The sequence below is a fragment of the Bradyrhizobium sp. CCBAU 25360 genome (genome assembly GCF_028128695.1).
Taxonomy (GTDB): domain Bacteria; phylum Pseudomonadota; class Alphaproteobacteria; order Rhizobiales; family Xanthobacteraceae; genus Bradyrhizobium; species Bradyrhizobium ottawaense.
Genome location: NZ_LBJA01000043.1, coordinates 240,122 through 263,986 on the forward strand (window position 1 = coordinate 240,122; position 23,865 = coordinate 263,986).

The window sequence follows — 23,865 nt, forward strand, 5'->3', positions numbered from 1 at the left end:
TCCGCGAATGGACCACGAAAAGGTCAACATCCTCCTCGTCGACGACCAGCCGGCCAAGCTGCTCGCCTATGAGGTGATCCTGAAGGAACTCGGCGAGAACCTCGTGGTCGCTTCGTCCGGACGCGAGGCGCTGGAGGTGCTGCTCAAGACCGAGATCGCGGTGATCCTGGTCGACGTCTGCATGCCCGAGCTCGACGGCTTCGAGCTTGCCGCGATGATCCGCGAGCATCCGCGCTTCCAGAAGACCGCGATGATCTTCATCTCCGCCATCCAGGTCAGCGACATCGACCGGCTGCGCGGCTACGAGATGGGGGCGGTCGACTACGTGCCGGTCCCGGTCGTGCCGGAGGTGCTGCGCGCCAAGATCAAGGTGTTTGCCGAGCTCTACCGCAAGACCCGCGAGCTGGAACGGCTGAATCAGGAGCTCGAGGATCGCGTCCGCGCACGCACGGCGGAACTGGAGAACTCCACCGCGAAGCTGCGCGAAAGCGAGCAGCGGCGCAGCATGGCCATCGCCGCCGGCAAGATGGGTTCCTGGGATTGGGACTGGATCAGCGGCGACTGGATGTGGGACGAGGGGCAATATCGCATCTTTGGCGTCGGCCCGGAGAGCTTCGAGGTCAATCCGGCCAACGTCCAGGCGCTGTTGCATCCCGACGACGTCGATCAGTTGCGCAAGGCGATCGCCGAATTCAACAAGGGCACGCGTGCCTATGAGACCGAGTTCCGCATTGTGCGGCCCGACGGCGAGGTGCGCTGGTGCGTCGGCACGGCGGCCGCGACGGTCGACGACAGCGGTCGCGTCGTGCGCGTGAGCGGTGTCACCGTGGACATCACCGAACGCAAGCGAGCCGAGGAACGGCAGAATTTGCTGGCGCGGGAAGTCGATCACCGCGCCAAGAATGCTCTGGCGCTGGCGCAGTCGATCGTCCGCCTCACCCGCGCCGACGAGGTCAAGGCCTATGTCAGCGCCGTCGAAGGACGCATCAATGCGCTGGCGCGCGTGCACACCATCCTGTCGCTGTCGAGCTGGCAGGGCGCGGAGCTCTCCAAGCTGATCGACGAGGAGCTTGCGCCCTATTCGCTCGGCGGCCAGATCATATTGGCGGGTCCGGAGGTCCAGTTGCTGCCGGCGACGGCCCAGACGCTGGCGCTCGCGCTGCACGAGCTCTTCACCAACTCGGCCAAGTATGGCGCACTCTCGACCAGGTCGGGACGGCTCACGATCGGCTGGCAGGTCGAGGACCAGCTGCTGACGCTGAGCTGGGAGGAATCCGGCGGTCCGCTCGTCATGACGCCGAAATCGCGCGGCTTCGGCACGCGGAGCCTGCTAGCGAGCGTCGAGTCCCAACTCGGTGGACAGGCGCAATTCGATTGGCGAGCCGAAGGACTGTTGTGCCGCCTCAAGGTGCCGCTGACACGCAAGACGGCGACGGCCGCCCCCGGAAAATTCGACGCCCCCAGCTCAGCCGAATTGCAACGCGCCTCGGGCTAAAGCGCGATGCGATCAGAATGAAGCGTCATCGCGCTTTGGTTTGTTGTTTGAGCATGATCTTTTCGGAAAACCGCTGCGCACTTTTCCGGATCGTGCTTTAGCCCGACGCCGCCATCCTGGTTTGCCGCGGCGGCCGCGCTTCCTCGGCGAGGCGTCCTTCGAGCCAGGCTTCCGTCTGAGCGAGATCGCGTAGCGCCCTCGCGTAGCGGCGGGCCGCACTTCGCTCCGCACCGCGCGGCAGTTTGCGGGCCTTGCGCAGCATGTCCGCAGCCGCGTTGCGATAGGCCAGCGAGCGGTAAAGAAAGACTACCTTACCCATATCGAATGTTCCCGTTTTACTGACCCTCATCCTCGCAGGCCCGGCATGAACGTCGGATGAAGCCGGTGATGACAATTCCTTCATGCGTTTGGAACCGGCGAATATGGCCCGCGTTTGCATGTCAGTTCGGGATGCGGTTCCCATGCGCGCAAAAAAGTCGTCGGACCTGATCTCTCCCACCGGCCTCATCAAGCTGATGACGCATGCGATGATGGGCGCAGCCCTCGGCCTCGCCTTCAGCCTCACGCTGATCCTGTCCAATCCCGCCGTCGCCAAGCTGCTCGATCATGGCGGAAGCCAGGCCGCAATCGTCTTCGCCCTCACATTGGTGACGACGTTCGCGATCGGCGCGACACTCACCGGCGTCGTGTTCATCCTCGCAGAGGACAAGCAATCTTGAAGCGTGCGTGCGGCCCGGCAGATGCGTTTGTCGGGAACTCCTTCGGCAAATGGCGGTTGGCTGCCTGCGTCAATTTAACTCAGGGAGTTCCCCGCATGACAACGGCAAAACTCGTTCTCACCGCAATGCTGGCCACCGGCCTCGCCGCCGCGCCGCTCGCCGCACAGGCCAAGTCGCACAAGGCCAAACACGGATCATCGATGTCGTCCTCGCAGACCACGGGCGCCAACACCAAGGCCTCGAAGGGCGCGGATCCTTCCGGCCAGGGCGGCTCCGGTCCCGGCTCGGACCAGGGCGGCACCATGACGAACAAGAGCAGCAAGGGCATGAGCAATACCAAGTGAGCTCAGGCCGACATGACATCAAAAGCCCCGCGGCGACGCGGGGCTTTTTTTCTTGATGCGGGATCGGCAATCGAGCGCCACATCGTCGAGCGCCGGCGTCAGCTCGTTACGGGCGACGCGTTTCAGAGTTGAGCGGGCGGCTCGCAGCATTCGTCTTCACGAGTTGCTCGAGCTGCGCCCGCTTGCGTCCGATCAGAAGTTGGGCCGCAGCATCGTCGAGCCCCGCACGCTGCAATTGCCGGATGGCCGAGCCCAATTCGAGAATCTCGGCGCGCAACCTCAAGATCCGGTAAGTGTCCGGGTCCTCCTCCACGGCGCCCCCCCAAAAGGTGTCAGCGCCGCGTGCTCGCGCGCTCGGGACCGACGGCTGTCTTCACGAGACGAAGGCGCACCCGGTCGCGAACGTCAGGCAGGACATCGCCGCCGCCAGCAGCCTTCCATTCGCCGATCAGCAAATTGACCTTCCGGCGCAAATCCATCTGCACCAGGGCTTGCTGGACGCAATCGCGGTCGCCGTTGATGAGATACCGCACGGAGGCCTCGACGCCGGCCATCTCAACCCTCAAGGCGCTGATTTTACGTCGAATTTCATTAATTCTGTTGTCCATGGCTTGTTAGAACAAAATAAGAACATATAGTCAAGTCACGATTTCAGGACGGAGAAGCGACATGCAGGTTCAGGGCAAATACGACGCCAGGGTTTTCCTCGCCGAGCAGATGACACGGACGCAGGGGCTGAGGTTGAAACGGCTGAGCGAAGAAGCGTATCAGCCCGCGCAATATGCGCGCGATCTGTCCTTCAGCGAGGCCGCACGTCGTATCCAGGTGCTGGAAGCCGAGATCGAGCTGGCGAATTCCTTCTAGGCTGCGCCTGGAACACTGTCCGCGTCCTTCGGAACCATGCCCGTGTCGAATGGTTCTCCCCGGCCAAGGGAGAACATGCATGGCACGCAAGGCAAAGAAGCGCAGCTACTCGCGCAGCGCCGGCAGCGATGTCGAGAGCGAGATGCGCCGCTACAAGAAGGGCACCGCCAAGAGCGGTCGCAAAGGCCGTGGCGGACGTGTGAAGAGTCGCAAGCAGGCGATCGCGATCGGACTGTCGAAGGCACGCAAGAAGGGGAAGAAGGTCCCGAAGAAGGCCGCCAAGAAGACCTCCAAGAAGACGTCCAAGAAGACCTCCAAGAAGAGGACGACCAAGAAGAGGACAACCAAGAAATCGTCGAAGCGCAAATCCAGCAAGCGCTGACCGTTGGCCTGTGTCAGATCATGCTGCCCGGCATGAAGCAGCGGATCGAAACGCCGAACGCGGTCTTCACCGGCCACACCATGGTGCGGCCGGCGCGGTTCGGCTCGGTGATGACGGCTTCGTCCGGCACCTCGATCCACTCGCCGTCGAGACGCACGCGATAATGCCCGTTATGCGACTCCCAGTCGGGATCGGCGACGGCAAAACCATCCGCATCCGAACAGCACGGACCAAGGTGGCTGCGCAGGCTGTCGAACCATGGCTTCAGGGGTGAGTCCGCGTAGCGGCCGTCGTCCCGCCCGAGAGCGTTTCCGCCCCAGAGCACGAATGGCGCCACGAGTAGCGCCCTCCTCAGCGAGAGCTTCAATCGATCCATGTCGGCACCGATCAAATGCGAACCAGCGGCCAGTTCCGGAAACCGGCGGCAAGTTCGAAGTTCCACGCTTGCAACTGGTCCCGGTGGCATCGTTGCCGCCGGCGACCTGCACGAGTCGGAACTTTGATGAGCGAACACGGCTTTTTCGGACGAACCGCGTCATCGTCGCTGCCGTTAACGAGAATGTTATCGATCGCCTCCCGGGAGTCCTGAAGGCGAACGAAAAAGGCGGCCTCGAGGCCGCCTTTCTTGATCCATGCCGATCGGCGTTCGCCTCAGGCGAGTGGTACCGCGACGAAGCGGGTCGCCTGCGCGCTTCTGACCTGCAACAGCACGCTGCGCTTGCCGGACGATTTGGCCTGCGCCAACTCCGAGCGGACGTCGCCGACATTGGCGACGGCCTTGCCGCCGACGTTGAGGATGACGTCGCCGGTCTGGATGCCCCGCTGCGCCGCCGGCCCTTGCGGATCGACTTCGGTGACGACAACGCCCTTCTGGCCAGCGCCCTGGACGTCACCGGCCGGAGCCAAAGCAAGACCGAGGCGCGGCGTGCCGGAGCCCGGCTGGTCCTTGCCAACATCGGCCTTGGCCTGCCGTTCGTTCGGCAGTTCGCCGAGCGCGAGCGTCACCGTTTTGCTGTCGCCTTTGTGGAAGACGTCGAGCTTCACTGAGCTGCCAGGCGCAAGAGTCGCGATCGTGCGGGCGAGGTCGCGGGAGTCCTTGATCGCGGTGCCGTTGACGGCGGTGATGACATCGCCCGCCTCGATGCCGGCCTTGGCCGCCGGGCTGCCATCCTGCGGATTGTCGACGATCGCACCGCGCGCCTCCTTCAGTCCGAGGCTGTCGGCAATCTCGGCGGTGACCGGCTGCACTTGCACGCCGAGCCAGCCACGGGTCACCGCGCCCTTGTCCTTCAGCTGCGCGACGACGAGCTTTGCGGTCGAGGCCGGAATGTCGAAGCCGATGCCGACCGAGCCGCCGGAGGGCGAGAAGATCGCAGTGTTCACGCCGATCACGTTGCCGCTCATGTCGAAGGCCGGGCCGCCGGAATTGCCCTTGTTGATGGGCGCATCGATCTGGATGAAGTCGTCATAGGGGCCGTTGCCGATGTCGCGGCCACTGGCCGAGACGATGCCGGCAGTCACGGTGCCGCCGAGGCCGAAGGGGTTGCCGACCGCGACCACCCAGTCGCCGATGCGCGGCTTCTGGTCGGAGAATTTGACGAACGGGAAGTCCTTCTTGCCGTCGACCTTGATCAGCGCGAGATCGGTCTTCGGATCGGTGCCGACGACCTTGGCGGTGTAGCTCGTGCCGTCATCCATGGTCACCTGCACCGACTCGGCGTGGTCGACGACGTGGTTGTTGGTCACGGCATAGCCGTCGGCGGAGATGAAGAAGCCGGAGCCTTCGCCCGTGATCATCTGATGGCGCTGGCGCGGCATGCCGTTCATGCCGCCCGGGCCACGGAAGCCGAACTGCCGCGAGAACTGGTCGAACGGGGTGTCCTCGTCCTGATCCATCCGGTTCTGCTGCAGCATCGCGCTCTTGTCGTTGTCCTGGTCGATCTTGACCCGCACCGAGATGACGGCGGGTTTGACCTTACTGACGAGGTCACCAAAGCCCGGCGGCGTCGCGGCGGATTCGGCGGCCTGGGCCGGGGTAATGAAGGAGCTCGGACCGAACGGCGAAGAGCCGGGAGCAGCCGCCAGCACGGCCACGCCGAGCGCGGCCACGGTGCCGAGCAGCGCAAGCCGGCGCGGCCTCAGGATCTTGCGGGACGTGGTGTCGGAATTGACGCGATCGTTCATGTCGAAATGTCCATGTTGGATAAGGTGTCGCCTTGCCTCCAACATGGCCATCGTCACCTTACGACGTCCCGTCCATCCGATTAAATCTTCGCAAAGAATGCGCGGGCCCCCGGGAAAGTCGTCCCCTGCGCATTTGATGCAGCTCAACGCGGGTCCTTCGGACAGTGAAAAAATGCGACCATTGGATGATGTTCATCGGAGGCGCGCCATGTACAAAGACATTCTCGTCCACATCCCCACCGAACGCCCCATGCGCTGCGCGATCGAAGGCTCGATTTCGCTCGCGGCGCGGTTCAACGCCCATCTCGACGCAGTCGCGATCGGCTATGTCGCGACCAGTGCGGCTTACGTGATGGAGGGCGGCGCTGCGGTCGCGGCCGTGTTCGAACTGGAACGCGAGCGCGCGGTAGAGCGGGCCGAGGCCGCGCTGGCGGTGTTTGGCATCGAAGCGGCGAACGCCGGCATCTCCTACGGCTGCCGCGCGCTCGGCGCGATCCCGGTAGACGCGGCCGGCTCGCTCGGCGAGATGGCACGGTTGCACGACCTCAGCGTCGTGCTTCAGCCAGATCCGGCGCAGGGCTCGTTCGACAACGACGTGCCGCGCGAGATCCTGTTCCAGGCCGGCGGCCCGGTGCTGTTCCTGCCCTACACCTTCCATGGAGCTTTCAAGGCGAACCGGATCGGCATCTGCTGGGACGGCAGCCGCCTCGCGGCCCGCGCCGTGCACGATGCCGCACCGTTCCTGGCGCGCGCCGATGAGATCGTGATCATCACCATCAACGAGGCCGATGCGGTCTCCGACGAAGCTTCAGCGAACGGTCTGGCAAGACATCTCGGCCGGCGCGGACTGTCGACCCGCACGGTCGGCCTGTCGGCGACGCGCGCCGACATCCAGCCGACCATCCTGTCGCTGGCGGCCGACGAGGGCCTCGATCTCCTGGTGATGGGCGGCTACGGCCATTCGCGGTTGCAGGAGCGCGTTCTCGGCGGCGTCACCCGCGCCATGCTGCAGGCCATGACGGTCCCGACGCTGATGTCGCATTGAGCCGGGCCGGCCCGGCGCCATCACGCCGCGACCGGGGTCTCCCACGTCGCGGGTACGGCGTCGCCCTCGTCGTGCTGCACATTGCACGCGTCGAAATGCGCCTTGAGCTCGACCTCGGCGAGATATTCGAAATGTTCGGCCTGGCCGAGGAGTTCCCAGTTCTGAAGCGGCCGGTAGGCCGCCTGCTGACGACAGAGGGACGCCAGCGCCCGGTAGCGACGTACGTTCTCCATGAGACCCTCCCTCGCATTCACTGGGCTTATTGCCCCGATTTGCGTCAGGCCGATGGCGGTTGTGCAAAAGATTTGCTGCGCCTAGCCTCGGCTCGCTGCTAGGAAATATATGTCCGGGCCAAAGTTCCAAATGAACCGCGCCTTGGACCCGAAGGCTAGGCGTAGAGCCGGCGCTCCACGGTCACGCCGACCAGGTCAAGATAGCGCTCGATCAGGGCGGGCCGACCGACCAGATAGCCCTGCATCTCCTCGCAGGCCTCCCGCGCCAGGAAGGCACGCTGCGCTTCCGTCTCCACCCCCTCGGCAATGACCGGGATACGCAGGGCGTGCGCGAGACTCAGGACCGCGCGGACGATCTCGGCCGATTGCGGCGTCGCCTCGAGATTGGAGATGAAGCTGCGATCGATCTTGATCTTGTCGAACGGGAACGACTGGAGATAGGACAGCGAGGAATAGCCGGTGCCGAAATCGTCCATCGCGATGCGGATGCCGAGCGCCTTCAGCCGCCGCAGCAGATTGAGCGCGCGGGTGAAATCGCCGATCAGCACGCCCTCGGTGATCTCGACCTCGAGCCGCGTCGGCGTCAGCCCCGTCTCCAGCAGGATCTGGTGGATCGAACGTTCGAGATCGCCGGCCTGGAACTGGATCGGCGACAGGTTGACGGCCACCTGCAGCGGCCGCGGCCAGGAAGCCGCCTCGCGGCACGCTTCGCGCAAGACCCATTCGCCGATCTGGACGATCAGCCCGTTCTCCTCGGCGAGCGGAATGAACTGGTCCGGCGGCACGAAGCCGCGGGTCGGATGGTTCCAGCGCAGCAGAGCCTCGAAGCCGATGACCTCGCCATCCACCCGCGCCTGCGGCTGGAAGTAGACCAGGAACTGGTTCTGCTCCAGCGCCAGTCGCAGGTCGTGCTGCAACAGCCTGCGGTCGCGCAGCTCCTGGTCCATCTCGGATTCGAAGAAGCGCACCCGGCCCCTGCCCTCGCGCTTGGCACGGTAGAGCGCCGAGTCGGCGTTGGCGAGCAGCGTGGCGGCATTCACGCCGTCGTCCGGATAAAACGCGATGCCGACGCTGAGGCCGACATGGGAGAGATAGTCGTCGACCTCCAGCTCCTGGCCGATGGTCTCGACCAGGCGTTCGGCGAGCGCCAGAACGTCATCGCGGCTGATGTCGTCGGGCATCAGGATCATGAATTCGTCGCCGCCGATACGGGCGACGAAGGCGCCGTCGGCTTCCTCGGCAAGCCGGTCCGCCGCCGCCCGCATCAGCAGATCGCCGACGGGGTGGCCGAACACGTCGTTGACTTCCTTGAAGCGGTCGAGATCGAGGCTGAGCACGGCAAAACTGGTCGCCGCCTCCTGCGCCCGCTCCAGCCGTTCGCCGAGCACGGCGTTGAAGGCGCTGCGGTTCGGCAGGTCGGTCAACGCATCATGATGCGCAAGATGGCTGATCCGCGCCTCGTTGGTGATCCTCTCGGTGACGTCCTCGATCACGCCGACCAGGTATTGCGGCGCGCCGCTGCCGTCCCTGACCAGCAGCTTGCGCGAATTGACGAGACGATCGCGGCCCTTCACGCCGACCTCGAGCAGATGCCCCTCCAGGAACATCGGCGCGCCGCTGTCGACGACGCGGCGATCCTGCTCGTTGACGACGCGGGCGATATGGTCCGGAAAGATCTGCTGCGGAGTCTTGCCCAGCATCGCCTCGCGCGGCATTCCGTAATACTCTTCGCCGGCGCGATTGAGCAGGACGTAGCGGGAATCCTTCGCATCCTTGGCAAACACCGCGATCGGGATGCTCTCGATGATGCTGTCGAGGAATTCGCGCGCCCGCAGCAGATCCTGTTCGGCGCGCTTGTGCGTCTGTTCGAGTTCCTCGATCATCAGCTTCATTGCACGGTCGGTGCGGCGGCGATCGCGATCGCCCTCCTCGTAGGCCGCACCGACGAGCTCGCAGAGCTTGGTCAGGTCGACCTGTCCGGACTCGTCCGTCGACTGGCGGATCTGTCTTGCGAGCAGCCGGTGCATGGTCAAGCTGCCGCCTCCGCGATGACGGTGACGGTCATGGTCTGGTTGTGCAGCTCGCAGCGGCCGGACGCGGCCGGCGGAGCGATCTCGCCATAGGAGTAGAACCCGATCCGGACGACGTCCTCGCCGAGCTCGGCGGCAACGGCATCCAGCTCGTCCTGCGTGCGCTGCCCCATCACCCTGCGGCGGCCGGTACAGCTCACCAGGATGGCAAGCTTGTCGCCGTCAACGCCCTCCGCAAGTGCACTGCGCGCCTGCCGGCCGGCCTCGCCGGCGCCGGCGGCAAGACTGTCGAAATTGGCGCGCATCAATTGCGCGGTGCATCCTTCCGGAATGTCGGCGGCGAATGTCAGCGTGCGGGCATTGCGATCCACCGCGAACACCGAGCGCACGATCTGCCGGTCCGGCTCGGCCTCGTCGTGAATGCGCAAGGGGAATGCCAGACCCGAACCCGGCATCGCCTCGGCTTCTTCCTCCCCGAGATAGCGGGTGTAGAGGTCGAGCGGCGGCTCCCCGTCGAGTTCCACGACCACGGATCCTTCCGACTTCGTCACCTTGCGACGCGGGCCGAACACGTCCCAGCCGCCGGCACAGCCATGCGCGAGCCGGAACGAGGCGCCGTAGAATGCGATTGCGGCAACGCGGTTCGGCGACGGCTCGGCGTCGGCTCCGACGATCGTCTGTTCAAATCGGGTGCCGTCGCCGGCGAGCCCGCCGGTGACCGGCAAATCCGGCCCCAGAACCTCGGTGATTCCGGCAAGCAGTTCGCCGCCGTTCACCGCCAATCCGTCGGACAGGACAAACAGACCCGCCAGATCGGCCGCCAGCGCCTGGCGGGCAAGGCGCGCACCGCAGGCCCGCGACGCATCGCGGGTCTCGACGACCTCCTGCACCAACCGCACTTGCGTATGGGCGAAGCGCAAGGCGACCGCGATGACTTCGTCATCGCAGATGTCGTCGCCGTGGATCTGGCCGCCGGTGCTGCAGCCGACGATATGGCTCTCGGGATAAAGACCGCGCAGCTCGCGATAACGTTTGCCGTCCACCAGTTGCTCGCGGCTGCCGAAATAGAGCACGAGCTGGGGCGGCTCGCGCAGGGCATCCGCTCCGCGCCAACCATGGGCAGCATTCCAGTGACGATATTGAATGTGCATCCCACGCTCTCTGCAGTCCTTGAACCACAGATTGTGGAGCGGCGCATTGCGTCGCCGTTAATCACGCGTCTACTTCGACACCGTTGGTTACCCCGGCATGAAAGCTAATGCCGACTCGCGCCGGATTCTCCGTAGGACTGCGGGAAAATTTCGGTTCCCTCCAAGCGATCGACACGTCGGCGTAATCACCTAAGTGAGACCGCCCGTAATCTACCGGGTGCGCGCGCCTTCGCCGAGGCGCATCGGCTGCACGGCATTATCTTGCCGCTTTGGAACCCGGCCCGTCTCGGCGGCGACGCGGATGGCCTGGATATTCGCGGCATATTCGGCAACGCTCTTGCCGCGAAACACCGCGGAGCCCGCCACCAGCGTATCAGCGCCCGCTGCCGCCACGGCAGCGGCATTGTCGCGCGTGACACCGCCGTCAACCTCGAGCCGGATCGGCCGGTCGCCGATCATGGCTTTGATCCGTTCGATCTTCTCGAGCTGGGATTCGAGGAAGGACTGGCCGCCGAATCCCGGATTGACCGTCATCACCAGCACGAGATCGATGCGGTCGAGCACATAGGCGATCGCGCTCTCGGGAGTCGCGGGACACAGGCTGACACCGGCCTTCTTGCCGAGCGCACGGATCGCCTGCAGCGAGCGGTCGAGATGGGCGCCGGCTTCGGCATGAATCGTGATGACGTCAGCCCCGGCCTTCGCGAACGCTTCGAGATAAGGATCGACAGGCGCGATCATGAGATGCACGTCGAATATCTTCTTCGTCGTCGGGCGGATCGCCTTGATGACATCGGCACCGAAGCTGATGTTCGGCACGAAGTGTCCGTCCATGACGTCGCAATGGATCCAGTCGGCGCCGGCCGTGTCGATTGCGGCGATCTCCTCGCCGAGGTGCGCGAAATCCGCGGCCAGGATCGAGGGAGCGATGATGATCTCTCTGGTCATGGCTTTGCACTCCGCGCATCGGCGCCGCCGCTGAAGACACGGCTCGCCAGGACGTCCATGGGATCGATGGTTTCGAGATCGTCGACATCGAGCATACGGTCGAGGTCGGACACCAGGCGATCGGCCTGGCGCAAGCGGATGCGGTCGACGGCGTTGCGGATCGAACGCCCATTGGAGAAGAACGGCTGGGTCCGGCGCAGCGCGATGTATTTCTCGAACGCCTCGCGGGCCGCAGCCGAGAAGCGATAGCCCCGCTCCTTCAGCATCAGCTCGGCAATGACGAGCAGCTCGGCTTCGGCATAATCAGGGAATTCGATGTGATGGGCGATGCGCGAGCGGAAGCCGGGGTTGGACGCGAAAAAGCTCGTCATGCGCTCGCCATAGCCGGCGAGGATCACGACGAGGTCTTCGCGCTGGTTCTCCATCACCTGGAGCAGGATCTCGATGGCCTCCTGACCGTAGTCGCGTTCGTTGTCGGGGCGATGCAGATAATAGGCTTCGTCGATGAACAGCACGCCGCCCATCGCCTTCTTCAGGATCTCCTTGGTCTTCGGCGCAGTGTGGCCGATATATTGCCCGACGAGATCGTCGCGCGTCACCGAGATCACCTGCCCCCGCCGCACGAAGCCGAGCCCGTGCAGGATCTTGGCCATGCGCAGCGCGACGGTCGTCTTGCCGGTGCCGGGATTGCCGGTGAACGACATGTGCAGCGTCGGCGGAGCCGATGCCAGGCCCGCGCGCTGCCGGATGCGTTCGATCAGCAGCAGAGAGGCGATCTGGCGCACGCGGTTCTTCACCGGCTTCAATCCGATCAGCTCCTGCTCGAGCTGCTGCAGCGTGTCGGTGATCCCGGCCGCTTCCGCTTCCTTGCGGAGATCGAATTGGGTCTCGCCGGGCTCAGTCGTCGTTGCGTGGGGAACATCCAGCATCGTTACCTCGAAGAAAAGGAGCTTCGCCGCGGGGGAGCGGCGAAGCAGTGGTCCGCCAAGGATGCGGAGCAGGGAGAGCTCCGCGCGGAAGCGGATGGCTTACGTTGGCGCGTGCGCAGCCGGCCGGCGCACGGTGGTGTAACGGATCGCGCGGCCGCCGACTTCCTGCCGCACCAGCTCGAACTCCGCCTCATGCGGAGGCCTATTGACGAGGAAGGAGATCCGCACCGATTCCCAGCCATGGCTTGAATCGAAGCCGCTGATGCGGATGTACTTGTTGCCATACACCCTGCGGCACTCCGCGAGCTCCATCATCACGCCGGCGGCGTCCTGGAGGTCGAACATCGGCAGGCCCCACATCTCCCAATAGGTGTTGCGGGGATGAGGATCGTCGGTGAATTCGATATTCACCGCCCAGCCGTTGCCGAGGCAATATTGCACCTGCTTATAGATCTGATCGTCGGTGAGATCCGGCAGGAACGAAAAGCAACCCTGAGTGAGTTTCATGCTGCGTCTCCTCAAACGGTTTCGAGCGCGGTCGGCACGAAGTCCGGCGTGTCGGTGGATTGATAGTTGAACGTCACGTCCTTCCAGACCTCGAGCGCAGCCTTCAGCGGCGTGCAGGTCTCGGCCGCCCTGGCCAGGATCTCCGGACCTTCGTGGACGTAGTCGCGCCCCTCGTTACGGGCGAGGATCATCGCTTCCAGCGCCACGCGGTTGGCGATCGCACCGGCCGCAATGCCCATGGGATGGCCGATGGTGCCGCCGCCGAACTGCAACACGACGTCTTCGCCGAGCAGGTCGAGCAGCTGATGCATCTGGCCGGCATGGATGCCGCCGGAGGCGACCGGCATCATCTTGTTCAGGCTCGCCCAGTTCTGGTCGAAGAACAGGCCATGCTCGAGCTTGGTCGGGTTGAAGTCCTCGCGGCAGACGTCGTAATAGCCGCGCGTGGTGTTGGGGTCGCCTTCCAGCTTGCCGACCACCGTGCCGGCATGGATGTGATCGACACCCGCGAGCCGCATCCATTTGGCGATGACGCGGAACGACACGCCATGGCTCTTCTGCCGCGTATAGGTCGAGTGACCGGCGCGGTGCAGATGCAGGATCATGTCGTTGCGCCGCGCCCATTTGGCCATCGACTGGATCGCGGTGTAGCCGATCACGAGGTCGATCATGACGATGCACGACCCGAGCTCCTTGGCGAACTCGGCGCGCTCGTACATGTCCTCCATCGTGCCGGCGGTGATGTTCAGGTAGGTGCCCTTCACTTCGCCGGAGGCCGCCTGCGCGCGGTTCACGGCCTCCATGCAGTAGAGGAAACGGTCGCGCCAGTGCATGAAGGGCTGCGAGTTGATGTTCTCGTCGTCCTTGGTGAAGTCGAGGCCGCCCTTCAGCGCCTCGTAGACCACGCGGCCGTAGTTGCGGCCTGAAAGCCCGAGCTTCGGCTTCACGGTCGCGCCCAGCAGCGGCCGGCCGAACTTGTCGAGCCGCTCGCGCTCGACCACGATGCCGGTCGCCGGTCCCTGGAAGGTCTTCACATAGGCGACAGGGAAACGCATGTCTTCCAGCCGCAGCGCCTTGAGCGGCTTGAAGCCGAACACGTTGCCGATGATCGAGGCCGAGAGGTTCGCGATCGAACCCGGCTCGAACAGGTCGAGGTCATAGGCGATGTAGGCAAAATACGAGCCCGGCGTGCCCGGCACCGGATCGACGCGGTAGCATTTTGCGCGATATTTCTCCGCCGCGGTCAGGCGATCGGTCCACACCACGGTCCAGGTCGCGGTCGAAGATTCACCGGCGACGGCCGCGGACGCTTCGATCGGGTCAACGCCTTCCTGGGGCGTGACGCGAAACAGCGCGATGACGTCGGTGTCCTTTGGCGTGTAGTCGGGCTCCCAATAGCCCATGCGCTTGTATTCCATGACGCCCGAGCGATAGCGCTCTTTGCCGCGGACCGTGCCGGTATGTGCGTTCATGTCTCTCTCCTGCTGTTTTCTCTGTTGTTTCCGATTGACTAGGCCGCAACGGGCTCGCGGGCATCGACGCGCGGATCGAGCTCGCCGGCGCGATAGCGCCGCGCCATCTCGCTCAAGGGAATGACCTTGATCTTGCTGGCATGGCCCGCGGTCCCGAACTGCTCGAAACGGTCGCGACAGAGCTCGCGCATCGCGTCCATCGCCGGTTTGAGGAATTTGCGCGGGTCGAACTCGGAACGCGTTTGCGCGGCGACCTTGCGGAACACGGCCGTCATCGCGAGGCGGCAGTCGGTGTCGATATTGACCTTGCGCACGCCGCTCTTGATGCCGCGGACGATCTCCTCGACCGGCACGCCCCAGGTCTGCGGCATCTCGCCGCCGAACTGGTTGAACATGTCCTGCAGCGGCTGCGGCACCGACGAGGAGCCGTGCATCACCAGATGCGTGTTAGGCAAGCGGCGATGGATCTCCTCGACCACGCGCATCGCCAGGATGTCGCCATCCGGCTTGCGGCTGAACTTGTAGGCGCCGTGCGAGGTGCCCATCGCGATGGCGAGCGCATCGACCTTGGTGGCACGAACGAAGTCGACCGCCTGGTCGGGATCGGTCAGGAGCTGGTCGTGGCTGACCGTACCCTCGACGCCGTGGCCATCCTCCTGCTCGCCACCGCCGTGCTCGAGCGAGCCGAGCACGCCGAGCTCGCCTTCGACGGAGGCGCCGACCCAGTGGGCGAGATCGACGACGCGGCGGGTGATCGCGACGTTGTAATCGTAATCGGCCGCCGTCTTGGCGTCGGCCTTGAGCGAGCCGTCCATCATGACGGAGGTGAAGCCATGGGCGATGGCGGAGGCGCAGGTCGCTTCGTCATTGCCGTGGTCCTGGTGCATGCAAAGCGGGATGTCCGGATAGGTCCGCTCCAGCGCGTCGATCATGTGCGAGAGCATGAGATCGCCGGCGTAGCTGCGCGCGCCGCGCGAGGCCTGGATGATCACGGGCGCGTCGACCTCGGCCGCCGCCTGCATGATCGCGATGCCCTGCTCCATATTGTTGATGTTGAACGCCGGCACCGCATAGCCATGGCTGGCCGCGTGGTCGAGCAGTTGGCGAAGTGTGATACGGGCCACGAGAAGTCCTCCTTATTGTCGCTTGCGAGCGACCGCCCGGCGGGCGGCTTCCGCAATGCTTTGCGGTGTGATGCCGAATTCGCGGTACAGCACCGGCGCCGGCGCCGAGGCGCCGAAGCCGCGCATGCCGACGAATTCGCCCTCAGCGCCGAGCCAGCGCGCCCAATCGCCCTGCACGGCAGCCTCGATTCCGACACGCGGCGCGGTACCGAGCACGGTGGCGCGGTAGTCGTTCGGCTGCTCCTCAAACAGGGCGAAGCAAGGCGCGGACACCACGGCCGCACGAATGTGCTCGGTCGCAAGCAGGCGGGCGGCTTCCAGTGCAATCGACACTTCCGAACCGGTTGCGATCAGCGTCACGTCGCGTCCGCCGTCCGGCGAGACGACGAGATAGGCGCCGTGTGCGACGCGGTTTCTGCCACGCGCATCGCTACGGAAGGTCGGCAACGCCTGCCGCGACAGGCACAGCACGGAGGGGCGGTCTTCGGAATTGAGTGCGCAATCCCAGGCTTCCAGCGTTTCCACCGCGTCGGCGGGACGGAACACCAGCAGGTTCGGGATCACCCGCAACGCGGCAAGATGCTCGACAGGCTGGTGCGTCGGGCCGTCCTCGCCGAGGCCGATGGAATCGTGGGTCATCACATGGATGACGCGCAGCCGCATCAGGGCCGCAAGGCGGATCGCGGGCCGGCTATAATCGGAGAACGCGAGGAACGTGCCACCGTACGGGATGAAGCCGCCATGCAGAGCGAGGCCGTTCATCGCGGCGGCCATGCCGTGCTCGCGAATGCCGTAGTGGATGTAGTCGCCGGCGAACGTCCCGCGCTTGACGGGGACTTGCAGCTTGGCGTGCGTGAGGTTCGAATGCGTCAGGTCAGCGGAGCCGCCGACCAGGCCGGCAATCGTCCCGGCGATGCCGTCGAGCACCTGTTGCGAGGCCTGCCGCGTCGCGAGCTTCGGACGCTCGGACGCAAAGCGTTCGCGCAACTTCGCCGCGGCCAGCGCGTAGGCGGCCGGCAGGGCAACCGCCTTGCCTTCGACGAACATGTCGCGCTGCTCGGCCGTCGCGCATTCATAGCGATCGAGCCAGGCGAGCCGATCGACCTGGCCGCGTTGCCCGATCATCCGCCACGCCTTCTGGACCGTGACAGGCACCACGAAGGGCTGATAATCCCAACCCAGCGTCCGGCGCGCGGCCGCGGTCTGCTCGGTGCCGAGCGGCGCACCATGGGCTTTCTCCGTGCCCTGCCGATCAGGCGCGCCGTAGCCGATGATGGTGCGACAGGCGATCAGCGACGGCTTTGCGGTCTCTCGCTCCTCTGCGATCGCCTGCGCGATCGCTTCGGGATCGTGGCCGTCGATGCTGCGCACCGACCAGCCGGAGGCGGCGAAACGCGCGAGCTGGTCGTCGGACGTCGCCAGCGAGGTGGGCCCGTCGATCGAGATCCCGTTGTCGTCGAACAGCACGATCAGGCGGCCAAGCCCGAGATGCCCGGCGAGCGAGAGCGCTTCCTGGCTGAGGCCCTCCATCAGGCAGCCGTCACCCGCGATCACATAGGTGAAATGATCGACGAGGCCGTCGCCATGTCGCGCGTTGGCCATCCGCTCGGCGAGCGCCATGCCGACCGCGGTTGCGATCCCCTGCCCCAGTGGCCCCGTCGTCATCTCGACGCCCGGCGTGTGACCATATTCCGGATGGCCCGGCGTCTTCGAGCCCCATTGCCGGAATGCCTTGATGTCGTCGAGGCTGACGTCGCCGCCGGTCAGATGCAGCAACGCATAGAGCAACATCGAGCCATGGCCCGCCGACAGCACGAAGCGGTCGCGGTCCGGCCAGTTGGGGTGCGCCGAGTCGAACTTCAGGAACCGCGAGAACAGCACGGTTGCGACATCCGCCATGCCCATGGGCAGGCCGGGATGACCCGACTGCGAGGTCTCGATGGCGTCGACCGCGAGGAAGCGGACGGCATTGGCGAGATCGTTGTGCGTGACCGCCGTGAGGTCGGCTTCGGCATGAACCGAGATGTTCATTGGATTCTCTCCTCGTTCACTTCAAGCTGCGCTTGCGCTCGATCAGCTGCATGATCAGCGGCGTCAGGATCAGCTGCATCGCGAGATCGAGCTTAGCGCCGGGGCACACGATCGAGTTCGCGCGCGACATCCAGCTCTGCGGCAGCATCGAGAGCAGATAGGGGAAGTCGATGCCGCGCGGGTTCTTGAAGCGAATCACCACCATCGACTCGTCCGGCGTCGGGATCCAGCGCGCGATGAACGGATTGGAGGTGTCCACCGTCGGCACGCGCTGGAAGTTGATGTCGGTCTCGGTGAATTGCGGGCAGATGTAGTGGATGTAGTCGGGCATCCGCCGCAGGATGGTGTCGGTGACGGCCTCGGTCGAATAACCCCGCGCACTGCGGTCGCGGTGCAGCTTCTGGATCCATTCGAGATTGATGACCGGCACGACGCCGATCTTGAGGTCGGCATAGCGCGCGACATTGACCTTGTCGGTGACGACGGCGCCATGCAGGCCCTCGTAGAACAACAGGTCCGAATTCTCCGGCAGCCGCTTCCAGTCGGTGAAGGTGCCGGGCGCCGCGCCATGCAGCGCGGACTCCTCGGCGTCATGCACGTAGTGCCGTGTCGTCGCGGTGCCGGTCTCGCCATAATCGCGGAACGCGCGCTCCAGCTCCTCGAACAGGTTGGTCTCGGGGCTGAAATGGCTGAAATGCTTGTTGCCGCGATCGGCCTCCTTCGCCATCTGCGCGCGCATCTCGGCGCGGTCGTAGCGATGGAAGGCGTCACCCTCGATGTAGGCCGCGTTGACCTTCTCGCGGAAAAATATCTGCTCGAAGGTCTTCTTGACCGAGGTGGTGCCGGCGCCGGAGGAGCCGGTGATGGAGATGATCGGATGCTTCCTGGACATCGGATGCCCTCCTTACAGCCGGAAGAATCCGCGCCGCGCGAACAGCGGCGCTGAGACACTGGCAACCAGCAGCGGATCGCAATGCAGTTCCTCGACGCGGCGCACCTCGTTGCTCGAGCCCATGATCAGCGGCACGCGCTGATGCAGGCTCTGCGCCGAGAGATCGAGGATGCGCTCGCGCCCCGTCGTGGCGGAGCCGCCGGCCTGCTCGATGATCATGGCCATCGGATGCGCTTCGTAAGTCAGACGCAGGCGGCCGTCGCCATAGCCGGCACGCGCGTCCGAGGGATAGAGGAAGATGCCGCCACGGGTGAGGATGCGATAGGCCTCGGCGACCAGCGAGCCGACCCAGCGCATGTTGAAATCGTGATTGGCTGGCCCGTCGACGCCGGCGAGGCACTCGTCGACGAAGGCACGCACCGGCGAATCCCAGTGCCGGCGATTCGACGCGTTGATCGCGAACTCCTCGCAGGCCTCGGCGATCTGCGCGCCGCTGCGCGCGAGGCGGAAGCAACCCGCCTTGCGATCGAGCGTGAAGATGTCGACGCCTTCGCCGAGCGTCAGCACCAGGGAGGTCTGCGGCCCGTAGGTGACGAAGCCCGCCGCGAGCTGCGCCGAGCCGCGCTGATGGAAGGCAAGCGAGAGGTCGTCGGGCGCGGGCAGGATCGAGAAGATCGTGCCGACCGTCATGTTGATGTCGATGTTGGAGGAGCCGTCGAGCGGATCGATCGCGATGCAGATCTTCGCCTCACGATCGCCGATCTGGGCCTCGCGCATTTCTTCCGAGGCGAGCGCGGCGACCGGCAGCTTGCTGAGGCAGCGGCGCAGGATCGCGTCCGCCTGCACGTCGAGATCGCGCTGGACGTCGCCGTCGCTGTTGCGGCCGGTGGTCAGGCCGGAGGCGTCCGCGAGATCTCCGGTGGCGATCAGGTCGGCGATCTCGATGGCCGCTGCCGCGATGGCATCGACCGCGGCCGCCACGGCGAGCGCATGAGGTGCGGTCTCCGAATACCGTTGAAGGTGGTCGTCCAGCCTCAATTGCCCGGTCATCTGCGCATCCCCTTTGCCGGCGCCGTATCCAGTTCCCTCCCCTCTGGAGGTCGGTACGGTCGGTCCCGGCATCAGGAGATTGACAGGGGCGGCTTAATAAGGAAAATTTCTATTCATAATGAGCGTCAAAGAATTTTCTTATAATGGCCCCAGCCATGCGGCGGCCCAGCTCCGGCATCTGACGATCCGGCAGCTGCGCTCGCTTGCGGCGCTCTCGGCCAAAGGCAGCGTGACGGCGGCGTCCGGGCATCTCGGGCTGACCCAGCCGGCCGTGACCCAGCAACTCCGCCAGCTTCAGGATCTCGCCGGCCTGCCGCTGGTGCAGCGGACCGGCGACGGCATGCTGCTGACGGAGGCGGGCAAGGAGGTCTTGACGCTGGCCGAGCGGGTCGAGGCCGCCATCATGGACTGCCAGGGCGCGCTCGACCTGCTCGCCGGGCGGACCGGCGGCACCGTGCATCTCGGCGCGGTCTCGACCGCGAAATATTTCGTGCCGCACGCGATCGCGGCGTTCTCCAAGCGGTACCCCAAGATCGAGATCAAGCTCACCATCGGCAACCGCGAGGAGATCCGCGAGGCCATGCACGGCTATGACCTCGATTTCGCGGTGATGGGTCGGCCACCGGCCGACGTCACGGTCGACGTCCGCCAGCTCGGGCGCAATCCGCACATCATCGTCGCGCGCAAGGGGCACTGGCTGGAGAACGATTCCGGCCTCAACCTGACCGACCTCGTCCACGAGACCTTCCTCACTCGCGAGCCCGGCTCGGGCACGCGGACGCTGATGGAGGGCATGTTCCAGAAGTCCGACCTCGAGCCGATCATCGGCATGGAGATGAGCAGCAACGAGACCATCAAGCAGGCCGTGATCGCCGGGCTCGGCATCGCCTTCATCTCGGCCCACACCGTGGCGCATGAGCTGACCGAGGGCCGACTCATCGTGCTCGACGTCGCGGGCCTGCCGATCGTGCGGCAATGGTACGTGATCCGCCGCAGCGACAAGGTGCTGCTGCCGCCGGCGCAGGCGATGTTCGATTTTCTGGGCTCGGAAGGGTCGAACTATCTGCCCGACGTGCCCGAGTTCGGCGGACGATGATCCGCCCGCGCTCAGCTCATCAGCTTCATGGCAACCGTCGCCGCCAGAATCACGATGATCTGGAGCAGACGCTCCGTCGTGAAGATGCGGTTGAACGTGATCATCGCTTGCCCCGGCCGACGTGAGGGAGATTTCGGTCGGCCCGTTGCTAGCACAGGCGGGCAGCCAGACAACTCCGTAATTGCCACAGGTGCCGCTTGCCGCCGGCCTGTTGCGAGGAGACCGCACGTCATCCCCTCCCCGGCTGACGGTCGATCCACCACGCAACATCGCGCGCGGCGCCCTCCTGGAATCCGACGACCGGCACGCCTGCAGTCACGCCGCGGAGGCGGCGGACGTCGGCGGCAATGATCGGCTCGGCGTCGATGCCCGTTGCATCGACGGCGCCGAACCTGGCCAGATGGCGTGCTTCGAGGAGACCTGCGACATGCTCGATCACGCTGCGCAGGCTGCGCGTCTCGCCACTGGCGAGATTGACGACGCCGGAGAGCTCGCTGTCGAGCACGGCGGCGATCATCTGCGCGAGGTCATCGACATAGACGAAATCGCGAAGCTGCCCGCCATGCGAGCAATCGAAATGCTGTCCCGCGCGAAGGCGCCGGATCAGCGAGGGGATCAGGCGCGCCTCGGGCTCGTGCGGCCCGAACGGGACAAACACGCGGCCCCAGGCGGCGCCTGCCGCGATATAGGCTTCGGCCGTCGCGAGCTTGGCTTGTCCGTACAGTGTCGTGGGACGGCATTGACTCACCTGCTCCTCGCACGGGCCGCTCTGCGGTCCGTATTCGAGGCAGCTTCCGATGCCGAGGATGCGCTGGGTGCCGCGGGCTCGCGCACGTGACAACAGGTCAATGCTCGCCTCGGCCCACAACCGGTTGACGGGATCCTCGCGATAGCGGCCCGGCCGCACCTCCCATGCGAGATGAACGAGATGCGTCGGCCGCGATGCCGACAGCGCATGTACGCGGCCGGCTTCGGTGAGGAGATCGGCCGCATGCCATGTCACACCGGCCACCGCCGATTGAGTCGCGCGCGCGACGCCGTGCACCTCGAAGCCGCGACCAGTCAGCACAGGCAACAGCGCACGACCGACGAAGCCGGACGCGCCCGTGACCAACACCCGCCTCATGCGAGACACGGCAGCGCGCGGTCGCGCGCGGACAGAATAGGATCGGCAAGCGGCCAGTCGATCGCGAGCGATGGATCGTCCCAGCGAATGCCGGCCGCGCCTTGCGCGTCATAGGGCACATCGATGCAATACATCAGCTCGGTGCCCTCAGTGAGCGTCTGGAAGCCGTGCGCGCATCCGGCGGGGATGAACACGGCATTGCGGCGATCGGCGGCGAGCTCGACCGAGCACCATTGTCCGTAGGTCGGCAGCGACCGGCGCAGATCGACGATCACGTCGAAGGCGCGGCCGGCAACGCACCGCACCAGCTTGGCCTCCGGCCGGCCGGCCTGGTAGTGCAGGCCGCGCAACGTGCCGGCGCGCTCGTTATGCGAGAGGCTGTGTTGCGCGAAATGCGTCGGCAGGCCCTGCGCCGCGAAGGCCTCAGCATCGAACAGCCGGGCGAAGAATCCGCGCGCGTCGGTCTCCGGTTCGATGCCGATTTCAACCACGCCTGGCAGCGCCAATGCAGTGAACTTCATCCCGGGCCCCCGCACCGCGACGCCGCCGTTGCGAACGTCGGTTCACCGAAACGCCTTTTGGGTTGCATCATGCGCAACGTTGTCGGAATTTCCGTGGCTTGAGAGAATTCACTAACAGCCGCGGCACGACGGCACAACGGGACGATCCGTTCATGGACAGGCACCGATGCCGCTTTTGCGCGCGGGAGCTCGACGAGACCTTCGTCGATCTCGGCCTGTCGCCTTTGGCGAATTCTTATCTGCCGCCCGAGCGGGCCGATCCCGCCGAGCCGACCTATCCGCTGCATGCCCGTGTGTGCCGCGCCTGCGGACTGGTCCAGCTTCCACAATTCGAGCCGGCGGCCAACATCTTCGAGCAGTATCTCTATTATTCGTCCTATTCCGAGAGCTGGCTGCTTCATGCGGAGAGCTATGCCGCCGAGATGATCGTCCGTGCGAAGCTCGGCGCAGCGTCCGAGGTGATCGAGATCGCCAGCAACGACGGATATCTGCTGCAATATTTCCTGCGCGCCGGCATCCGTGCGCTCGGAATCGAGCCGGCCAGCGGTCCGGCGGCCGCTGCGATCGCCAAGGGGATTCCGACCCGGATCTGCTATTTCGGCCGCGACGTCGCGACCGCGCTGCGCACGGAAGGCCACAGGCCCGAGCTGATCGTTGCCAACAACGTGTTGCCGCACGTCCCCGACATCAACGATTTCGTTGCGGGCCTGCGGATTCTCCTGCCCGAGACCGGGCGCGCGACGCTGGAGCTTCCGCATCTGCTGCACCTGATCGAAGGCATCCAGTTCGACACGATCTATCACGAGCATCTGTCATACTTCTCGCTCGCGACCCTCGAGAGGGTGTTTCGCGCACACGCGTTGCGCGTCTTCGACGTGGACGAGTTGCCGACCCATGGTGGCTCGCTGCGCCTGCATGTCTGCGCCGAGGCTGCGCCTCAGAGCCCTTCGCCCACACTCGAGAGCTTGCGCCGGCGCGAGACCCTGGCAGGGCTCGACCAGCCGGCGAGCTATCGTGATTTCCAGGCCAAGGTGGCGGCCAAGCGCGAGACGATCCGCGACTTTCTCGTCGCGGCGCGGCGCGCGGGCAAGTCGGTGCTGGCCTATGGCGCGCCCGCGAAGGGCAACACGCTGCTCAATTATTGCGGCATCACGCGCGAGCTGATTCCGTTCACCGTGGACCGCAATCCGCATAAGCAGGGCCTGCTGCTTCCGGGATCGCATCTGCCGATCCGCGATCCCGCCGCCCTGATCGCGGCCAGGCCCGATTACGTCTTCATCCTGCCCTGGAATCTGAAGGACGAGATCATCGCCCAGCTGGCGGAAGTTCGCGCCTGGGGCGGACGATTCGTGGTGCCCGCACCCGATCTGACCATCATATCGTGAGCGATGGTTAACAATCAGGCTGCGAGCGGAGCGGCGTAGTCCGCGCGCAACGCGAAATAGGCTTCCAGCTCCGACAACGCCCGCGCTTCCCAATCGCTCGCCTGCTCCAGCAGCGACCAGCTCTGGCCCGGGCGGAACGCAGCGGTCTGGCGATAAAGCGATGCGATGCCGCGATAGCGGCGCACATTCTCCAAGATGGCTTGACCGTTCATGTCCGAAAACTCCCTCGTCATTCCCGGGGGAGAAACTGCGGCCAAATCTTTTTCGAAAAGTTAGCGGCGCGCGGCAAGCTTGCGGATGGTTGCCGGACTGTTGCGCGGACGCAACGTGCACGGCC

The 23,865-nt window shown here is 65.2% G+C and carries 27 protein-coding genes; 8 read left to right on the plus strand and 19 right to left on the minus strand.

Annotated features, from left to right (window positions below):
- Positions 1 to 7 precede the first annotated feature (7 nt).
- Positions 8 to 1,495, plus strand: a complete 1,488-nt coding sequence (locus XH81_RS28130; protein WP_028144048.1) for an HWE histidine kinase domain-containing protein — start codon at positions 8 to 10, stop codon at positions 1,493 to 1,495.
- Positions 1,496 to 1,592: 97 nt separating this feature from the next.
- Here XH81_RS28130 and XH81_RS28135 read toward each other — a convergent pair whose 3' ends face one another.
- On the minus strand, positions 1,593 to 1,814 hold the full coding sequence (locus tag XH81_RS28135) for a hypothetical protein (protein WP_028144049.1): 222 nt from the start codon (positions 1,812 to 1,814) through the stop codon (positions 1,593 to 1,595).
- 142 nt (positions 1,815 to 1,956) lie between these two features.
- On the opposite strand from XH81_RS28135, the gene XH81_RS28140 reads away from it, so the two are divergent.
- Together XH81_RS28140 and XH81_RS28145 are read left to right on the plus strand one after the other, a co-directional pair.
- A complete protein-coding gene (locus tag XH81_RS28140) occupies positions 1,957 to 2,214 on the plus strand; it encodes a hypothetical protein (protein ID WP_038972656.1) in 258 nt (85 codons plus the stop codon).
- Positions 2,215 to 2,309: 95 nt separating this feature from the next.
- A complete protein-coding gene (locus tag XH81_RS28145) occupies positions 2,310 to 2,558 on the plus strand; it encodes a hypothetical protein (RefSeq protein WP_038972655.1) in 249 nt (82 codons plus the stop codon).
- Between the two features lie 106 nt (positions 2,559 to 2,664).
- Here XH81_RS28145 and XH81_RS28150 read toward each other — a convergent pair whose 3' ends face one another.
- Both XH81_RS28150 and XH81_RS28155 read right to left on the minus strand, forming a co-directional pair.
- Positions 2,665 to 2,871 (minus strand): hypothetical protein, encoded by a 207-nt coding sequence (locus tag XH81_RS28150; RefSeq protein ID WP_028144052.1) that lies wholly within the window; start codon positions 2,869 to 2,871, stop codon positions 2,665 to 2,667.
- Positions 2,872 to 2,890: 19 nt separating this feature from the next.
- Positions 2,891 to 3,112 carry a hypothetical protein gene (locus XH81_RS28155; protein WP_271596439.1) on the minus strand — a complete coding sequence of 74 codons (222 nt, stop codon included), beginning with the start codon at positions 3,110 to 3,112 and terminating at the stop codon, positions 2,891 to 2,893.
- 115 nt (positions 3,113 to 3,227) lie between these two features.
- Between XH81_RS28155 and XH81_RS28160 the strand changes: the two genes are divergently transcribed.
- Positions 3,228 to 3,422 (plus strand): DUF3072 domain-containing protein, encoded by a 195-nt coding sequence (locus XH81_RS28160; RefSeq protein WP_018321749.1) that lies wholly within the window; start codon positions 3,228 to 3,230, stop codon positions 3,420 to 3,422.
- 79 nt (positions 3,423 to 3,501) lie between these two features.
- Complete coding sequence (locus tag XH81_RS28165; RefSeq protein WP_028144055.1) at positions 3,502 to 3,804, plus strand: DUF6496 domain-containing protein; 303 nt, start codon at positions 3,502 to 3,504, stop codon at positions 3,802 to 3,804.
- Positions 3,805 to 3,817: 13 nt separating this feature from the next.
- Here the strand turns inward: XH81_RS28165 and XH81_RS28170 are convergent, their stop codons facing one another.
- Both XH81_RS28170 and XH81_RS28175 read right to left on the minus strand, forming a co-directional pair.
- Complete coding sequence (locus XH81_RS28170) at positions 3,818 to 4,180, minus strand: hypothetical protein (protein ID WP_028144056.1); 363 nt, start codon at positions 4,178 to 4,180, stop codon at positions 3,818 to 3,820.
- 275 nt (positions 4,181 to 4,455) lie between these two features.
- Entirely contained in the window at positions 4,456 to 5,988 is a 1,533-nt protein-coding gene (locus XH81_RS28175) for a Do family serine endopeptidase (protein WP_212476655.1), read from the minus strand.
- A 208-nt stretch (positions 5,989 to 6,196) separates the two neighbouring features.
- Between XH81_RS28175 and XH81_RS28180 the strand changes: the two genes are divergently transcribed.
- Positions 6,197 to 7,033, plus strand: coding sequence for a universal stress protein (locus XH81_RS28180; protein ID WP_028144058.1), 837 nt, complete (start codon positions 6,197 to 6,199; stop codon positions 7,031 to 7,033).
- A gap of 20 nt (positions 7,034 to 7,053) precedes the next feature.
- Here the strand turns inward: XH81_RS28180 and XH81_RS28185 are convergent, their stop codons facing one another.
- From XH81_RS28185 to XH81_RS28235, 11 genes are all read right to left on the minus strand, one after another.
- Positions 7,054 to 7,266: a hypothetical protein gene (locus XH81_RS28185; protein WP_038951145.1), complete on the minus strand. Its 213-nt coding sequence runs from the start codon at positions 7,264 to 7,266 to the stop codon at positions 7,054 to 7,056.
- A gap of 155 nt (positions 7,267 to 7,421) precedes the next feature.
- On the minus strand, positions 7,422 to 9,293 hold the full coding sequence (locus XH81_RS28190) for a putative bifunctional diguanylate cyclase/phosphodiesterase (RefSeq protein ID WP_240536467.1): 1,872 nt from the start codon (positions 9,291 to 9,293) through the stop codon (positions 7,422 to 7,424).
- 2 nt (positions 9,294 to 9,295) lie between these two features.
- The gene (locus XH81_RS28195) at positions 9,296 to 10,447 is read right to left on the minus strand and encodes an FIST signal transduction protein (RefSeq protein ID WP_028144061.1); all 1,152 of its coding nucleotides are present in this window, start codon (positions 10,445 to 10,447) and stop codon (positions 9,296 to 9,298) included.
- Positions 10,448 to 10,657: 210 nt separating this feature from the next.
- A complete protein-coding gene (gene rpe, locus XH81_RS28200) occupies positions 10,658 to 11,395 on the minus strand; it encodes a ribulose-phosphate 3-epimerase (protein ID WP_038972651.1) in 738 nt (245 codons plus the stop codon).
- The gene (cbbX, locus tag XH81_RS28205; RefSeq protein ID WP_097668741.1) at positions 11,392 to 12,324 is read right to left on the minus strand and encodes a CbbX protein; all 933 of its coding nucleotides are present in this window, start codon (positions 12,322 to 12,324) and stop codon (positions 11,392 to 11,394) included. The genes rpe and cbbX overlap by 4 nt, the downstream gene beginning before the upstream one ends.
- A 99-nt stretch (positions 12,325 to 12,423) precedes the next feature.
- Positions 12,424 to 12,831: a ribulose bisphosphate carboxylase small subunit gene (locus XH81_RS28210; RefSeq protein ID WP_028144064.1), complete on the minus strand. Its 408-nt coding sequence runs from the start codon at positions 12,829 to 12,831 to the stop codon at positions 12,424 to 12,426.
- A gap of 11 nt (positions 12,832 to 12,842) precedes the next feature.
- Positions 12,843 to 14,303, minus strand: coding sequence for a form I ribulose bisphosphate carboxylase large subunit (locus tag XH81_RS28215; protein WP_028144065.1), 1,461 nt, complete (start codon positions 14,301 to 14,303; stop codon positions 12,843 to 12,845).
- Positions 14,304 to 14,341: 38 nt separating this feature from the next.
- Entirely contained in the window at positions 14,342 to 15,427 is a 1,086-nt protein-coding gene (gene fba, locus XH81_RS28220) for a class II fructose-bisphosphate aldolase (RefSeq protein ID WP_028144066.1), read from the minus strand.
- Between the two features lie 12 nt (positions 15,428 to 15,439).
- Positions 15,440 to 17,458: a transketolase gene (tkt, locus tag XH81_RS28225; RefSeq protein WP_097668742.1), complete on the minus strand. Its 2,019-nt coding sequence runs from the start codon at positions 17,456 to 17,458 to the stop codon at positions 15,440 to 15,442.
- A gap of 16 nt (positions 17,459 to 17,474) precedes the next feature.
- Entirely contained in the window at positions 17,475 to 18,350 is an 876-nt protein-coding gene (locus XH81_RS28230; RefSeq protein WP_018321765.1) for a phosphoribulokinase, read from the minus strand.
- Between the two features lie 12 nt (positions 18,351 to 18,362).
- Positions 18,363 to 19,400, minus strand: a complete 1,038-nt coding sequence (locus XH81_RS28235; RefSeq protein WP_038972649.1) for a class 1 fructose-bisphosphatase — start codon at positions 19,398 to 19,400, stop codon at positions 18,363 to 18,365.
- 118 nt (positions 19,401 to 19,518) lie between these two features.
- Between XH81_RS28235 and XH81_RS28240 the strand changes: the two genes are divergently transcribed.
- The gene (locus XH81_RS28240) at positions 19,519 to 20,496 is read left to right on the plus strand and encodes a LysR family transcriptional regulator (protein ID WP_028144069.1); all 978 of its coding nucleotides are present in this window, start codon (positions 19,519 to 19,521) and stop codon (positions 20,494 to 20,496) included.
- 229 nt (positions 20,497 to 20,725) lie between these two features.
- On the opposite strand, the gene XH81_RS28245 is transcribed toward XH81_RS28240, so the two are convergent.
- Both XH81_RS28245 and rfbC read right to left on the minus strand, forming a co-directional pair.
- Entirely contained in the window at positions 20,726 to 21,622 is an 897-nt protein-coding gene (locus XH81_RS28245; protein ID WP_271596440.1) for an NAD-dependent epimerase/dehydratase family protein, read from the minus strand.
- On the minus strand, positions 21,619 to 22,143 hold the full coding sequence (rfbC, locus tag XH81_RS28250) for a dTDP-4-dehydrorhamnose 3,5-epimerase (RefSeq protein ID WP_271596441.1): 525 nt from the start codon (positions 22,141 to 22,143) through the stop codon (positions 21,619 to 21,621). The genes XH81_RS28245 and rfbC overlap by 4 nt, the downstream gene beginning before the upstream one ends.
- Before the next feature lie 152 nt (positions 22,144 to 22,295).
- On the opposite strand from rfbC, the gene XH81_RS28255 reads away from it, so the two are divergent.
- Complete coding sequence (locus XH81_RS28255) at positions 22,296 to 23,528, plus strand: class I SAM-dependent methyltransferase (protein WP_271596442.1); 1,233 nt, start codon at positions 22,296 to 22,298, stop codon at positions 23,526 to 23,528.
- Positions 23,529 to 23,542: 14 nt separating this feature from the next.
- On the opposite strand, the gene XH81_RS28260 is transcribed toward XH81_RS28255, so the two are convergent.
- Positions 23,543 to 23,740 carry a hypothetical protein gene (locus tag XH81_RS28260; RefSeq protein WP_028144073.1) on the minus strand — a complete coding sequence of 66 codons (198 nt, stop codon included), beginning with the start codon at positions 23,738 to 23,740 and terminating at the stop codon, positions 23,543 to 23,545.
- Between the last annotated feature and the right edge of the window lie 125 nt (positions 23,741 to 23,865).